The following is a 13,286-nucleotide window of genomic DNA, read 5'->3' on the forward strand; positions in this document are numbered from 1 at the left end:
ATGCTAATCTTTACCCCGGCGTTATATCGTCATTCTATAGTAACACAACCCGGACTTCCCCATCTTTCTACGCAATCCAGATGTTTCATGCTAACCTTTTCCCATACCCGGCGTTATACACTTTAGGAACCGGGAGGCAAGCCAGTATTATGATCGTAGAAGCAATCTACTACCTGAAAAGGATTCTGTTTCGGTTACGGTGGCTCATTATGTCTGATAGGGAAAGGTATGCCTATCTGTGGAACCGAACCAGAGATAGTCTACAGGGGTGCTCGAGGTGAGAGGGGAGTCTACGTATTTATCTCACTCTGAACTACGGCAGACCGGTAGCCGCATCTTATGGCTAGAGGTTGCTCGAAGGGATTAATAGAAAAGCTCTCCGCAGTTATGAATGGCCGGGATAGCCTGGTTACACAGAATATACCATAACTGAACTGATCTGGACTAAGTGCGGGCGGATTAGACCGGGCCCGATCTTATATTCTTGTGCCAGCATTACTGGCAGCATAAAATTCTCTGGCCCTAAACATGCTGCTGCTGGTCAACTCACCCAGCAGACTCTTGAGCACGGATATATATTTATCCTCTTCGTCATGATCAATAGTAACAACCTTATCGGCTACTTCCTGACAATAATTACAGTTATTGCATCCAGAGAGACAATCCTTTTTCTTGAAAAATTCAATGAAGCCGTCCAGGGACTGGTTATCAATATACACTCTCGGCGGTGAAGCGATTGCGTTTGTTCTGGCCCCGGGCAGATTCGACTCTGCACTCCTTAACTTAGAGGTGAGGGCACTTAATATATCGTACAGATTACCCGGATAATTCAAAGAAGCATATGCCTTGGTGGCATTCAAAATCCACTTTGTTGACATCGCTCTGCCACCGATTTTGAAGAAATCAATACCCATCTCCTGGTAGATATGTATATCTTCCGGCCTTATCCAGCGAGACTTAATAAGCTGGGACTTATCGGTAAGGCTACTCAGAGCACAATGAAGCACACAATAGTCCATATAGAAACCACAGAGCGGGTTTTGTCCTTGGCTGGCATGCCCCAGGGTATTGTTATGATAATACTCGTAGGGACACTGGTAAAGACAAAGGCTGTTGGTCAACACTCCAAGCTCACATTTTACCGAGCTTCTAATCGCTTTAAGAAGCCTGAAATCACGGTTAACATTAGAGTCCAGCATAATGGCATCAACCCCCAGGGACTCAAGAAAATTCGCCCGGGCAACGCTGTTTACGTGGGTTATGGTTGACGCCTCTACCTTAAGGTTGGGAAACTGACGTTTGATAAGCTCTATCAAGTACGGGATAGCGACGGTAACGCTATCCACCCCGATATCACTCAACCACCCCAGGTGCTGCAGTAACTCACGATGAGTGTCTTCATGCCACTCCATATTGTTGAGGCAAGGAGCATTAAGAAGATAATTGAACTTGAAACCGGCAGAATGCACCAGCCTGATGTATTCTTCGGCACGACTTATCGTCATTTGGGGAATATCTGGGCCGGAGCCTCCGCTCCCGATCATTGAGGTAGGCAAAACGCCATATAATTGAATATCTGCCTTCGTCTCACTCAGAAGGGGTATCAGATCCCTATCCCAGTTCGTTGGCAATAATAACTGCATATTTACTTCACTTTGAGGTTGACGGTAAAAGCTATTCTAAAGATACTACATATAGAACAACATTTTGTCAAGACCCAAAATGCTCACTTTCAAAAATACCAATAGGCCAGCGTTACAGAATGCACCTTACAACTAGAAGTAACGTCATTGCACAATAACTAGCCTTGTAATATATTATATTGAGAGAAACAGTTTGTCAATACGTAAATCAATTATTTACTGATTTGTGAGGATTTGCCGTGAATCTTAAGAAAGTACTGGAGGTTACCGCCCGTGAGGTACCGCAACGAACTGCCCTCGTTTTTGGCCCGCAGAAAATTTCCTACCGAGAGTTAGACACGGCTGCTAACAGGGTAGCCAATACGTTGATTGGATTAGGGGTAAAGAAAAGTGACCATGTTGCTATCTTAATGTCCCATAACCCCGATTGGGTTATTAGCTACTTCGGCATTATCAAAACTGGCGGCGTAGCCATACTGCTCAGTCCTATGCTGAAAGCGCCCGAGCTTGCTTCCCTGCTACGTGATTCTGATGCCGGGGTACTGATCACGGAAAGAAGACTATCCCGGATGCTTACTACCTTCCGACCCGATATCCCACGGCTACAGCATGTCCTAGATGTCGACAGTGAAACTTACAAATCAATGCTAGCGAAAGTCTCTGCGGTATCTCCGGATGTCAACATTAATAACGATGATACGGCTACTATTATATATACGTCAGGGGTATTGGGCAGGCAAAAAGGGGTAGTACATACCCATGCTTCTCTTATGGGAACACCTGACATAGTATCCGCAGGACTTCATAGAGTCGGAGACGACGTGGTTATCGACCCGGTTCCCTTTTTCTACCTCCTGGGATTAAGCGAACTCCTTTTCGGATCGATCATAAAAGGGTCTACTGTAGTAATAATCCCCCGTTTCACTCCCAGGTCCGTTCTAGAAGCCGTAGAGCGGAAAAAAGGTAGTATCCTCTTCGGAGTTCCGGCAATGTACAATGCTTTAGCCATGCTGCCGGATAAGGTCATCAGTGATTACGACCTTAGTTCATTGAGAGTTGCCTCTTCAGCCGGGGCGAAGTCATCACCACATCTCATGGGGATACTGGAGAACAAGCTCAATCTGACTTTCTGCGAAACGTACGGCCTTTCGGAACTTTCCGTTGTTTCTATGAGCACTCTCGATAACCACAAACTGGGTACCGTGGGCAAACCGATCTGCGATCTCAGGATAGTTGCCGATAACGGAGAGGAGGTTGCTCCCGGTGAAGTAGGAGAGGCTGTTTTCAAGGCCCCCTGGATGATGAAGGAATACTATAAGGCCCCCGAACTCACGGCTCAGGTCATTAGAGACGGCTGGTTTTATACCGGAGATTTGGTCCGTGTGGATGAAGATGACTACCTTGAATATGTAGAAAAGAAATCATTCATAATAGTAACACAGTCAGGATTAAAAATATCCCCATGGGATGTCGAGGATGTGCTCTTAAGTCATCCCGCTGTCGCTGAAGCAGCCTATGTTGGGGTTGGCTGTGTCTCCGATGAACTTATTCCTACCGCCTTTATCGTCCTCAAGGAAGGGCAGGTTGCCAGCGAAGCAGTAATGGCCGCTTTCTGCCGCCAGAACCTGGCTGACTTCAAATTACCCAAGAAGTTTGAGTTCGTGGACAGTATACCCAGGACCGGCTCCGGAAAAATTTTGAGGCAACAGCTCAAAGAGAGACAGGATTGAAATCCTGCACCTTGGGCGTATTGCGTTGTTTTTCTTGCCTTGACTCCACCACAAGTATTCTATATCAGAAGGACCGCCGCAATAGCCCCACTACTCCGTAATCCCGGTACTACCACCAACATTGTATAATCACGGGTCAAACGAGATTCTATTTCCCCTTCTTTATCCACATCCTCTCACCATCGGTGATAAATTCGACTGTGCCGTCATCACTGGTACGGTATATATTTCCCATACCTGTCTTTTCTGCCAGCCTGGTTATTACCCCGTCGGCAGGATGACCATATTCATTATCAGCGCCTACTGAGATGACAGCTATTCGGGGATTAACCACAGCCAGGAACTGGGGTGTAGTAGAAGTATCGGAGCCGTGATGACCGACTTTGAGTACCGTGCTGTTCAGCTTGGCCCGGCCGTGTATCAGCTCAAGTTCGACTTCCCACATTGTATCAGCCGTAAGCAGGAAGCTTATCTCGTCCATGCTCAGCCGTAATACCATGCCATTGTTATCAATGTCGGATTCAGTGCCGGTCAAAAGAGGCCGGGGAGGATTGAGTACCTCCAGTAATACTCCACCGCCCAGATCGATTTGCTGTCCGGCTCGGGCAAAGCTGCATCTATTATCCTTCTGCCGGACTAACCGAAGCCACTCATTATATATACCGGACACGTAGGCTAAATCAGGGTAGAGCACCTGCTCGACATTGTATCTATTTAATACTTCCACCAGGCCGGTAACATGATCGGCGCTAGGGTGAGTCAACACTACCATTTCGATAGTCCTGTCCCAAAAGGGCATTTTTTCGCCCAACTCCAAACCGATTGCCTGCGGGCTGGGGCCGCCATCAATCAGCACCTGCTGATTACCTCTCTGAATAAGGATAGCGTCACCCTGTCCGACGTCAAGAAAACTGACGTGGAGCTTGTCATCCGGTGCAGTAACCTCAAAAAGCCATAATAACATAGCTGCGACTGCTAGGGACAGTAGCACCCACTTGATATATGTTTTGGGAATAAAATCAGATATCTTATTCATCCCGATCCTGTCCCGGTTTCAGAAATTTGACGGCGAGGGTACTTACTTTACGGCGGTTGCTGCTAAAGAAGATAGCCAGCGCTAAAGCCAGGTAGTAAATCCAGACCGCACTTAAGTTAAGGGAAATATCCAGGGAGGACAATGGGATAGCGGCGAAAGCCCTGATCACCAGCAAGAGGTAGAATAACAAAAGCCAGGTTAACCACCCGATAACCTGAGCTACGGGGAGGGCAAAGAATCCCAGAACACCGGATATAGCGCTGCCGGTAATAGCACCGGGCAGGGCGGGGAGAGCAAGCAAGGTAGCCGGGATAGCTACAAATGAGACAATGCCGAAGTAGTAAGCGATTAGCGGCCCGACTCCGATAATAGCCCCCAGGCTTATACTAAAGCCATCGCTGGTAAAATTAGCCGCGGTTACTATCGGCCTGTCTTCACCCATGGTTGCTCTGATGGCTTTTCTACCTAAAGTCCGGAAGAAGGGAGCAATCAGGATCAGGCCAGACATAGCCGCGAAGCTCATCTGGAAGGAGGCCGTCCACAGGATTTGTGGTTCGATAGCTACCATAATAGCAGCAGCGAAGGTAAGAGCGGTGATGGCACTGCGCTGTCTGCCGAGAATGTCGGCAGCAAGAAACAGGCTGGCCATAATTGCCGCCCGGACTATTGGCGGGTGCATCCCGCTGATTAGGGTATAAAACCAGATCGCAGCCAGTGCCAGCCAGATGTAGAGATAGTACCTTCTCCCCCAGAGCCAAATACCGGCGCCGAGCAGGACACCGGCTAGAATACTGAGATGAAGGCCGGAAATAGCCAGCAGGTGGGTAGTGCTGGTACGGGAGAAATCATCCTTGATCGATAGGGGAATATTTCCCCTGATGCCCAGAGTGACAGCCTGAGCCATTGACGCCTGGGGCTCAGGTAAAACCTGGGTCAAGGTTTGGGACATCCGGTTTCTTACCGAATAAACCCAAGCCAGTGGTTTAAGCCCCTTTTCTCTCGCTAGAATTTCTATTTCAGGGTAGGACATCAATGAATAAACCCCCTGGTGGGCAAGGTAAGACTGGTAGTCAAAGTCATTAACCGGGAGGGGTGTCTCAAGCTTCCCTGTAATCAGGAGTACATCACCATACTTATAGCCGGTATATCGCGGTACAAACAGCAACGCGGTACCTGATACCTTGTGCCATTTTGCGCCAGATCTCAATTCTTCGACCGACAAGCGTATTTGAGTAGTTTTATCCCTGACATCCGGATCAGCGCCAACGATTCCCTTGACCGTAACCGCTTCCTGGTTATTGTAAAAGCACAGTTGATTTTCATCAATAGCGGGCTGACTTGCCTCAAACCTGATGACACCCCCGAAAAAAGCGGCCAGACAGAGGCCGACTAAGATAATTACTTTCTTACGATGGCGGAGCCGAAGAACCAGAGGGAGAGGAATAAGCCCGGTGAGAAGAATGATCGGTGGTGGGCTAAATTCTAGCCATCCGCCCAAAAAGATACCGGCTAGCCAAGCACAGCTAAGATAAATAAGTGCCAATGTCCGTCATCCTGGATTTATTCGACTACAGCAACCAGTGGCTCAATCTGCCGGAAGATACTAGTCTCGATACCGCTTACCTTAGTCAGTTCACCGGTATTGCGGAAGGGGCCATGCTGGTTACGATAGTCTACGATAGCATTAGCTCTATCACTACCAATCCCGGGTAAAGCCTCAAGCAACCATGCTTCAGCCCGGTTAATGTCAACCTTTTGTGGAGAGTCTTTCTCCCCTGCCTCAGCAATATAGAGGCTGATGTTATCACATTCAATTCCGGTATTCGTATCCCCGGCAGCCTGAACCAGTATCGCTATGCTATCGTCGGCTCTTAACGGGTACAACCCGGGGTTTTTAACCGCTCCGCCGATATAGACCTCTCCTATTTGCTCTGCGGGGGGAGGGCTGGAGATGATAATCTCCGTAGCCTGCTTACCGCTATATCGTGACCAGACTAAGATACCCGCCGTGACAACAATAGCCAGTAGCGAAATGGCAAGTGGCGTCCAGCGTCTGTTTTCCATATCAGCCCTCCCGGTCCTGATTTACATAACAATATAGATAGCCATAAATGCAGGGGAATCTACCAAGTATAATTGGCATCCGGATGGTTAGGGCAACAGTATAATAGGAACCCGGACGATGTCAAACGCGATTACACGAACTAAAGCCAATAATCCGCTGCCTTATTGATAGAAAGCCTCCTGCTGAAGGCTATCCGGGGAAAGTGAAGAAGTGGGGGTATGAATGGATAGAGGGGAACTACCATCCCGCTTACATTTAAGTACTTTAAGTACTGCTGAGTACGGTACGCAGCGCTTCTTCCTGCTCCGGAGTAGTGATTGCTATTATCCTGTCCCCATCCCTGATTGTTGTGTCAGCAGAAGGAATGTGAGGCTTTTGTGACTGGTGGATAATTAGAGACAGCCTGCTTCCCGGTGGCAGGGGAAGCTCCTTTACCTTCTTACCGACTGCTTTCGAATTGGGCAGAATTCTGATTTCCACAATCTCCAGACCCACCTCGCCGAGGTCCTTCAGATGTGTCAGAGGGTATGTTGGCAGTTCTCCCTTGATGTGCTCCAGAATAACGTTGGTACTGTCTACCGTAATGTCAATCCCCAGTTTTCTAAAGACAATTTCGTTCTGGGGATTTCTAATTCGGGCTATGGTTCGAACAACATTGAACCTGTATTTGGCAACCTGGCAGGCAACCAGGTTATCTTCATCGTCCCCGGTTACTGCAATAAGTATGTCAGCCCGGCTGGTGCCTTGCTCAGCCAGAGTTGCCGCTTCGCAGCCGTCGCCACGAATGCAAACGCCACCCAGCTCATCGTTAATGATTTTGCATACCCCGGCATCCTTTTCAATAATGACTACCTCATGGCCTTCGCTCAATAAAGCTTTAGTCAGATAATAACCTACTCTACCACCACCGATGACTATGATATACATATTTCCGCTTCAGCTTTCCACCCTTTCTCTCAATATCTGGGCAAATATTGTGGTCGGGCTGATGGTCTCGAGCCCCATGGTACTGTACAACTCCTGGCGCAGGGGATCATAAATACGGCTGACCACTTTGGGCACATTGAATATATTCTTGGCGATTTGAGACGCCATAATATTACGATTATCACCCTGGGTAGTGGCAACGAAGGCATCCGCATCCTCTATGCCCGATCTTTTAAGAACTTCTTGATCAAGACCATTACCTACCAAGGCGTTGCCTTTGAAATTTGGGGGCAGCCTCCGAAAACTATAGGTATCCGTATCCAGAATAGTTACTGAATGTCCATCACCATCCAGCAGTCCGGCCAGTCTAGCTCCAACCCGACCGCAACCCATAATTACTACTTTCATAAACCAAATCCCTTTAGTTAGGTATTTGAGATAGGACCCAGATGATATAGTATGACGCGACAGGGGGCATTTTCAAGCACGTAAGGAACAACTTCACCCAGGCTAAACTCTCCGAAGCGCCTCTTGTAGGCAAAACCCATCACGATCAGATCAACCTCACAGCCAACGGCTTCATTAACAATGGCCGGCCCAACTTCACGGGCCTGGAGCACCTCGGTATCGATCTTGTAATTATGCTCCGCAGCAATTCTCTCTACGCGGTTCAGTATCTCTTCAGCTTTCTGAATTTCGGGTTTGATCTCGGCGTCCAGCGGCAGGTCACGTTTCAGCGTGATAACATAAATAACACGGACCTGGCACTTGTCCTGCTTACCCAATCTACAAGCGAACAGAATTGCTTCTTCATCGGCCTGACTGCCAATTACAGGTAACAGAATTTGGCTAAATCTAATTACTTCCATCTCACCTTGTTACTGAGCACCGATAATTATACTCCCCCGGTCAAGATACTACAACCATACTGCAATTCACCAGCTAAAACTTCATATTAGCTAGCGCCACTGCCAAAACGATGGAGCAAAGAGAGCAAACACCGTGAGCAGCTCAAGACGCCCTGCCAGCATGCATACTATCAGGGTAACCTTCCCGGCAGCAGGAACGAAGGCGTAGTCCAGCACCGGTCCTACCATGCCCAGGCCGGGGCCAACGTTCCCCAGGGTAGCAATAACAGAAGACAGGGCGGTTATCTGGCTAAGCCCGAAAGAACTCATTATCAAAAAGCTGACAATCATGGTAGTAAAGTACAGAACGGTCATACCGATGACACCGGAGACAACCTGCTCCGACAGCACGGTATTCCCCACCTTTAGAGGGATGACCGCCTGGGGATTAAAGGCGAGTGCAATCCGGCGATATGTATACTTCAACAATACCAGTATCCTGCTCACCTTCAGCGCTCCTCCCGTTGAGCCGGCCGAGGCACCGACTATCATCAGAACAAGCAGAGTCGCCTTGGCGAATGCCGGCCAGCTGTTAAAATTAACGGTACTGAAACCAGTTGTCGTCATGACTGAAACAACCTGAAAGACGCTATGTCTAAAGGCACTACCGGCAGACATCCCCATGCTGTTTATTAAATTCAAAGCAATAAGAATGGAAGCGCCGACAAGCAAACCGATGTAAAATCTGAATTCCGGGTTAACGAAAAGACGCCCGGGTTGACGTTTCCACAAGCATAGATAGTGTAGTCCGAAATTAACTCCGGCGATTATCATAAAGGTAATAACGATGCTTTCCACGATTACGCTGTTATAGGCACCGATGCTCAGGCTTCTGGCGGCAAAACCTCCGGTGGGCATTGTACCGAAGGTAATCGTTATAGCGTCGAATGCGGATATATTCCCCGCCTGCCAGAGCAGCATGAACTCCACAATTGAGAAGCCAACGTAGAGGTACCATAGCGACTTTACCGTATCCTGGATGCGGGCGGTCAACTTTTCTGCCTGAGGCCCCGGTATTTCAGCTTCGACCATGTGAGCAGCTCCTATGCCGAACAGAGGGAATAAGGCAACAAATAGTGTTATTATTCCCATTCCCCCCAGCCACTGAGTGAAGTTGCGCCACAGGAGAATACCTTGGGGTTGGCTTTCAATAGAGCTAAGGACGGTAGCTCCGGTAGTGGTATAGCCTGACATAGCCTCAAAATAAGCGTCAAGATAGCCAGGAAAAACTCCGGCCAGTTGATAAGGTATCGCGCTGAAGGCTGAAGCTAGCAGCCACCCGCAGGTGACGAAGAGTAGCGCTTCCCGTCGGCTGAATCTCCCCCCACCACCCGGAGTCAAACGCCAGAGCAGTAGACCTGAGCAAGCGGTGATGCCTGCTGAAATGGCAAATGACTGGGACACCGGTTCACCGTAGTAGCCACTCCAACCCGTAGGAAAGAGCATGGCTATACCGAGCCCTATTATCAGCAGTCCTAGATAGTGGAGAACAACCCTAACTCTCATATCTATTGTTTAGGTGAATAACTTTTCCACAGCCGGGATGAGCGCAAGCGGTGATATTACAATAAGGTGGTCACCCGGTTGTACCGTGCTGTCATCAGGCGGAATGATTACGGTATTGTTGCGAACAACAGCTCCACAGATTGCTCCCTTAGGCAGGCCTGCTTCTTTAATACTTCGTTGGGCTATCGGTGCTGTCGGGCCGGTCACAAACTCAATAGCCTGTACCTGCTCGCCACCGAGCATGGCTACCGAAATGGCCCCGCCGTGAAGTGCGAAGCGGGCGATTCTACGTGCTGTCAGTAAAGGCGGCGACGCTGCCACATCAACACCAACCGCTTCAGCCAGAGGAATATTCCATGGATTATTGACCAGCACTAGATTACGTGAGATTCCCAGGCTCTTAGCTAACAATCCGGAAAGGATATTCACTTCGTCGCTTTCGGTACTGGCAACAAAGGCATCGGCTAGTGGGACTCCCTGTTCGATAAGGAAATCCCGGTCAGTACCATCACCCTGGACTACTGCCGTTCCCTCCAGTCTGCCAGCAATCTCCTGGCTCCGGTCTTCGTTCTTCTCAATAATTTTGACAGGGACCCTACGTTCGCGCAGCCCTTCGGCAACAAGGCATCCGACACGACCTCCACCCAGGATAACCACACTACTGGCCGGACGCTTTGGTTGGACAAACATCTCCCCTAACTCATCCATAAACTCAGCAGCAGCAATCAGGTAAACGCGGTCACCCTCTTTGATGATTTCATCAGCGGCCGGGATAAAGATACCTTCAGCACGAAGAATAGCGGCTATCACACACGGCCTGGGAAAGGTGATCTTGTTTAATGGTTTGTCTATTGCCATCCCCTTTTCCGTTCTGAATTCCCTTATCTGAACGATACCATTGGCAAAGTTATCCACCGGCGAGGGATAAAAACTGGAGAGTATATCAATTATTTCTTTAGAGGCTTCAACCACCGGGTTGATAAAGAGGTCTACCCCGAAGGTCTTCGGCCGGATCACCTTTCTGGGGGCAGAGGGATCAGTGGCCGGGCTGATAAAATAGCTTGAATATTCGGGGCTACGAACCCGGGCGATCGTCATACGGGCACCCAGCTCCTTAGCAATAAGGCAGATTATCATGTTGGTTTCATCGCTATCGGTGACAGCAATGATTAAGTCGGCTCGATGAATCTCAGCCTCTATTATGGTCTTGGGTACTGCCGCATTGTCCAGAATGGTTGCCACATCGAGCTGACGGCGGACGTTCTCTATCGCCTTCTCAGACCGATCTATTACCGCTACCTGGTGGTTTTCCTGGACAAGCAAGGAGGCTATGTTGAAACCAACTACTCCGGCGCCGGCTATAATAATGTACATCTATTCAACCCTTCTTACTGGCAGGCAATCTCAAGAATCTTGAAATACTTTGCGAGATAGCGTTCCATTTTCCTTGAGACTTTTTCCGCCTGCGCAGTACCCGATCACCGGGACGAATGGTGGGTAATTCCTCAACAAAATCTTCTTTGTCGCTCCGTAGCGTACCTTTGGTATCCATTGGCCTCCATCTCTGATCCAGGCTTCTAAATCACAGCCATAATAATGGCACCGATTTAGGAAATGGTCAAGTGAGTCCCCTGCTCTCTACCATCCCACTTGAATTATTTTCCCACGGTTCGGAGAATTTTACCCACTCACCTGACTTCTGTCAACAAGACCACCGCTTGACAATTACACAGTCCTCATCTAAACTCAAAGTACATATTTTGTGCCTAGGCTTTTGGCATCCTAATCATAGTCATCATTCAAATGAAGTTATTTATACGTTCTTTGTCCACGGAGGAGAAATATTAATGGTCAGGTTCCCCTTTATACCTAAAGAAGAGAGTTTTTTTGGACTTTTTGAGCAGAGCGCCCGGAATATGGTCAAGGCAGCCGAGGAGCTGCATAACATGATGGATAACTGTGGTGATTTCGTGAAAAGCGCGGCTGAGATAGCCGAGCTCGAACACCAGGGCGACACTATTACCCATCAGATTATGGCTCAGCTACACCGCACCTTCGTTACCCCGTTTGACAGAGAGGATATAGCACTACTGGCCCATGCTCTGGATGACGTGACTGACTTCATTGACTCGGCGGCCGATGCCATCCTTATTTATAAAATAGATTGTCCTACACAAAGGGCTAAGGAACTGGCCGACGTCATCGTCCAGGCATCGATTGAGGTAGAGAAGGTGTTGCCTAAACTGAGGCGTCGTGCCGAGTTGAAGCAGGTGCTTGAGCGGTGTGTGGAGATTAACCGTTTGGAGAACGTCGCCGACCGGATATTCCGCTCGGCGATGGCCGAACTTTTTGATGATAACATAGACATCGCTCAGGTCATCAAATGGCGTGAGATATACGAATACATGGAAACAGCAACCGACCGGTGCGAGGATGTGGCTAACGTCCTTGAAGGGGTAGCCCTTAAGCATGCCTGATCCGTTTCTGATCCTGATTATTGCTCTGGCACTCGGTTTTGGTGTGGTTAACGGTTTTAATGATGCCGCCAATGCCGTAGCTGCTTCAGTTGGTTCCCGTGCTCTTTCCCCCCGAAATGCCATCATAGTGGCTGCCTGTTTTAATATGGCTGGTGCCGCTTCCGGCACGGCAGTTGCCAAGACCATCGGCAAGGGGATTCTAGTACCGGAGGCAATGAATTCCTACCTGCCGGTAATTGCCGCCCTGATTGCCATCGTTATCTGGGGGGCTATTGCTACCTACCATGGCGTACCGATAAGTCTTACCCATGGATTTATTGCCGGCCTGGCTGCTGCTGGAGTAGCCGTAGCCGGCAGCACGGCAGTGGTATGGAGTGTTATGCAACGGATTCTGGTCTCGGTAGCGGCTGCCCCCGCTCTGGGCTTTGCCGGCGGGTTTGGCCTAATGGTCGCTCTACTATGGATATTCCGCCGTAGCGCTCCGGCCAAACTACGAACTGTCTTCAGCCGTTTGCAGTGGCTTACTACCGCCTTTCTTGCTTATAGTCACGGTAAGAATGACGGCCAAATGCCAATTGGCATCATCACGATGGCTCTGGTAATTCATACCGGGCAGACCGGACTGTGGGACAATATTCCCTGGTGGGTAATAGGGGTATCAGCCGCCGCTATCAGTATAGGGACACTAACCGGCGGATGGCGGGTTATCAAGACAGTAGGAATGAAGGTTACTGCTCTGGAGCCAATTCATGCCTTTACGGCTAATATTGCCGCGGCAGGAGTAATTGAGGCGGCTTCGCAGCTGGGTATCCCGGTAAGTACCACCCACTGTAACAGTGCGGCTATCATGGGTGTCGGAGCTACAAAGAGACTCTCGGCAGTACGTTGGGGGGTAGCACGCCGCATTGTCGCTGCCTGGGTCATCACCTTTCCCGTCTGCGGCGGGCTGGGTTATTTAGTCGCCAAGCTAATGCAGCCGTTATTCTAACCAACT

13 protein-coding genes are annotated in these 13,286 nt (G+C 49.2%); 3 read left to right on the forward strand and 10 right to left on the reverse strand.

The genetic code is table 11. From position 1 onward, the window contains the following. Positions 1-476: 476 nt before the first annotated feature. Positions 477-1,631: a U32 family peptidase gene (locus PHI12_00695; GenBank protein ID MDD5509327.1), complete on the reverse strand. Its 1,155-nt coding sequence runs from the start codon at positions 1,629-1,631 to the stop codon at positions 477-479. Between the two features lie 251 nt (positions 1,632-1,882). On the opposite strand from PHI12_00695, the gene PHI12_00700 reads away from it, so the two are divergent. Beyond that, positions 1,883-3,373 (forward strand): AMP-binding protein, encoded by a 1,491-nt coding sequence (locus tag PHI12_00700; GenBank protein ID MDD5509328.1) that lies wholly within the window; start codon positions 1,883-1,885, stop codon positions 3,371-3,373. 148 nt (positions 3,374-3,521) lie between these two features. Here the strand turns inward: PHI12_00700 and PHI12_00705 are convergent, their stop codons facing one another. The 9 genes from PHI12_00705 to PHI12_00745 all read right to left on the reverse strand — a co-directional run bounded on the left by PHI12_00705 (position 3,522) and on the right by PHI12_00745 (position 11,367). Continuing rightward, complete coding sequence (locus PHI12_00705) at positions 3,522-4,409, reverse strand: MBL fold metallo-hydrolase (protein ID MDD5509329.1); 888 nt, start codon at positions 4,407-4,409, stop codon at positions 3,522-3,524. Beyond that, positions 4,402-5,952, reverse strand: a complete 1,551-nt coding sequence (locus PHI12_00710; GenBank protein MDD5509330.1) for a ComEC/Rec2 family competence protein — start codon at positions 5,950-5,952, stop codon at positions 4,402-4,404. Before PHI12_00710 ends, PHI12_00705 begins: the two co-directional genes overlap by 8 nt. A 17-nt stretch (positions 5,953-5,969) precedes the next feature. Then, positions 5,970-6,473, reverse strand: a complete 504-nt coding sequence (locus tag PHI12_00715) for a helix-hairpin-helix domain-containing protein (protein ID MDD5509331.1) — start codon at positions 6,471-6,473, stop codon at positions 5,970-5,972. Positions 6,474-6,738: 265 nt separating this feature from the next. Continuing rightward, positions 6,739-7,401, reverse strand: coding sequence for a TrkA family potassium uptake protein (locus PHI12_00720; GenBank protein MDD5509332.1), 663 nt, complete (start codon positions 7,399-7,401; stop codon positions 6,739-6,741). Between the two features lie 9 nt (positions 7,402-7,410). Next, positions 7,411-7,809, reverse strand: coding sequence for a TrkA family potassium uptake protein (locus tag PHI12_00725; protein ID MDD5509333.1), 399 nt, complete (start codon positions 7,807-7,809; stop codon positions 7,411-7,413). Between the two features lie 17 nt (positions 7,810-7,826). Then, positions 7,827-8,270: a universal stress protein gene (locus PHI12_00730; GenBank protein MDD5509334.1), complete on the reverse strand. Its 444-nt coding sequence runs from the start codon at positions 8,268-8,270 to the stop codon at positions 7,827-7,829. 90 nt (positions 8,271-8,360) lie between these two features. Continuing rightward, entirely contained in the window at positions 8,361-9,815 is a 1,455-nt protein-coding gene (locus PHI12_00735; GenBank protein MDD5509335.1) for a TrkH family potassium uptake protein, read from the reverse strand. 9 nt (positions 9,816-9,824) lie between these two features. After that, entirely contained in the window at positions 9,825-11,189 is a 1,365-nt protein-coding gene (gene trkA, locus PHI12_00740) for a Trk system potassium transporter TrkA (protein MDD5509336.1), read from the reverse strand. Between the two features lie 4 nt (positions 11,190-11,193). Beyond that, a complete protein-coding gene (locus PHI12_00745; GenBank protein ID MDD5509337.1) occupies positions 11,194-11,367 on the reverse strand; it encodes a hypothetical protein in 174 nt (57 codons plus the stop codon). Positions 11,368-11,662: 295 nt separating this feature from the next. Here PHI12_00745 and PHI12_00750 point away from each other — a divergent pair, with 295 nt between their 5' ends. Continuing rightward, the gene (locus PHI12_00750; GenBank protein MDD5509338.1) at positions 11,663-12,292 is read left to right on the forward strand and encodes a DUF47 family protein; all 630 of its coding nucleotides are present in this window, start codon (positions 11,663-11,665) and stop codon (positions 12,290-12,292) included. Further along, positions 12,285-13,280, forward strand: a complete 996-nt coding sequence (locus PHI12_00755; protein MDD5509339.1) for an inorganic phosphate transporter — start codon at positions 12,285-12,287, stop codon at positions 13,278-13,280. The genes PHI12_00750 and PHI12_00755 overlap by 8 nt, the downstream gene beginning before the upstream one ends. Positions 13,281-13,286 lie beyond the last annotated feature (6 nt).

Source organism: Dehalococcoidales bacterium (assembly GCA_028716225.1).
Taxonomy (GTDB): Bacteria; Chloroflexota; Dehalococcoidia; order Dehalococcoidales; family UBA5760; genus UBA5760.

Coding starts and splice junctions, on each gene's coding strand:
- PHI12_00730 (MDD5509334.1), bottom strand. CDS start 8,270: ATGGAAGTAATTAGATTTAGCCAAATTCTGTTACCTGTAATTGGCAGT.
- trkA (MDD5509336.1), bottom strand. CDS start 11,189: ATGTACATTATTATAGCCGGCGCCGGAGTAGTTGGTTTCAACATAGCC.
- PHI12_00720 (MDD5509332.1), bottom strand. CDS start 7,401: ATGTATATCATAGTCATCGGTGGTGGTAGAGTAGGTTATTATCTGACT.
- PHI12_00755 (MDD5509339.1), top strand. CDS start 12,285: ATGCCTGATCCGTTTCTGATCCTGATTATTGCTCTGGCACTCGGTTTT.
- PHI12_00725 (MDD5509333.1), bottom strand. CDS start 7,809: ATGAAAGTAGTAATTATGGGTTGCGGTCGGGTTGGAGCTAGACTGGCC.
- PHI12_00705 (MDD5509329.1), bottom strand. CDS start 4,409: ATGAATAAGATATCTGATTTTATTCCCAAAACATATATCAAGTGGGTG.
- PHI12_00745 (MDD5509337.1), bottom strand. CDS start 11,367: ATGGATACCAAAGGTACGCTACGGAGCGACAAAGAAGATTTTGTTGAG.
- PHI12_00715 (MDD5509331.1), bottom strand. CDS start 6,473: ATGGAAAACAGACGCTGGACGCCACTTGCCATTTCGCTACTGGCTATT.
- PHI12_00750 (MDD5509338.1), top strand. CDS start 11,663: ATGGTCAGGTTCCCCTTTATACCTAAAGAAGAGAGTTTTTTTGGACTT.
- PHI12_00735 (MDD5509335.1), bottom strand. CDS start 9,815: ATGAGAGTTAGGGTTGTTCTCCACTATCTAGGACTGCTGATAATAGGG.